This is a genomic window from Bacillus badius NBRC 15713, from assembly GCF_001591605.1.
Classification (GTDB): Bacteria; Bacillota; Bacilli; order Bacillales; family Domibacillaceae; genus Pseudobacillus; species Pseudobacillus badius.
Window position 1 is genome coordinate 1 of sequence record NZ_BCVF01000106.1, and the last position, 814, is coordinate 814.

The 814-nt window shown below is 39.6% G+C and carries 3 protein-coding genes; 2 read left to right on the forward strand and 1 reads right to left on the reverse strand.

Features of this window, described 5'->3' with window-relative positions:
* Nucleotides 1-26: 26 nt before the first annotated feature.
* Nucleotides 27-209, forward strand: a complete 183-nt coding sequence (locus tag BBA02S_RS19915) for a hypothetical protein (protein WP_041113135.1) — start codon at nucleotides 27-29, stop codon at nucleotides 207-209.
* 72 nt (nucleotides 210-281) lie between these two features.
* On the opposite strand, the gene BBA02S_RS19920 is transcribed toward BBA02S_RS19915, so the two are convergent.
* Nucleotides 282-473 carry a hypothetical protein gene (locus BBA02S_RS19920; protein ID WP_041113136.1) on the reverse strand — a complete coding sequence of 64 codons (192 nt, stop codon included), beginning with the start codon at nucleotides 471-473 and terminating at the stop codon, nucleotides 282-284.
* Nucleotides 474-630: 157 nt separating this feature from the next.
* On the opposite strand from BBA02S_RS19920, the gene BBA02S_RS21430 reads away from it, so the two are divergent.
* Nucleotides 631-759 carry a hypothetical protein gene (locus BBA02S_RS21430; RefSeq protein ID WP_255211769.1) on the forward strand — a complete coding sequence of 43 codons (129 nt, stop codon included), beginning with the start codon at nucleotides 631-633 and terminating at the stop codon, nucleotides 757-759.
* Nucleotides 760-814 lie beyond the last annotated feature (55 nt).

The following is an 814-nucleotide window of genomic DNA, read 5'->3' on the forward strand; positions in this document are numbered from 1 at the left end:
GATGAAAATGCGAAGGAGGGATTGCAGTGGAAAGAAGAGATTATGAAGTTGAATGGAATGCACGAGGTATGGATTTTTATTACAACGGAAAGGTCAAAGTCTGGGCTTCAGATGAAAGTGATGCAAGAGAAAGAGCAATTCAAGAGGTATCAAGGAAAATGGTTATGTCTCGACAGTTGATTTCCATTGAGTCGATACGCGCAGTTTAATACGCATTCCGTAGAGGATGGGGTTCAAAAGCCCATTGTACAAACCCTGCTTAGTAGCAGGGCTGTACTAATCTATGGCTTTAATCGCTGCTGGCTTATCCACCAGTCAATGTGATCTAAATTAAAAACAAGTGTATTTCCAAAAGGTCTAAGATGCGGCAGTTCTCTTTTTAATATTAGATCGTTAATCCTCTCCTCAGTAAGGGGGAAGTTTACTGATTCAAGGTAAGCGATTAAGTTTTTTATGCCATGAACTTTTCTCATTTAATCACCTCCCACCAGGTTTTCCTTACTTGAACCAAATAAAGAAAACTCAGTGCTAGGTATTAGATAGAAAAGCTTAATAACTTAGTACCCTTATTTCTAAAAGATACACCTATGATCTACGAATGTAATTTTATGTCACGGTCCGCAGATTCTTGTGGAGGATGTAGAGCGGCCGATCGGTTCTCATGTGGCCGGCGGTGATCCAGTTGAGGAGTATGTGGATCATCAGAAATATATCTTGGATTTAGTTCAGCAAGAGTTGGAAAGAAGAGGAGCGAATTGATATGTATTTAGTTATTACCACACAGCCAATCACAGGTTATAAAGTCGGAAAGTAT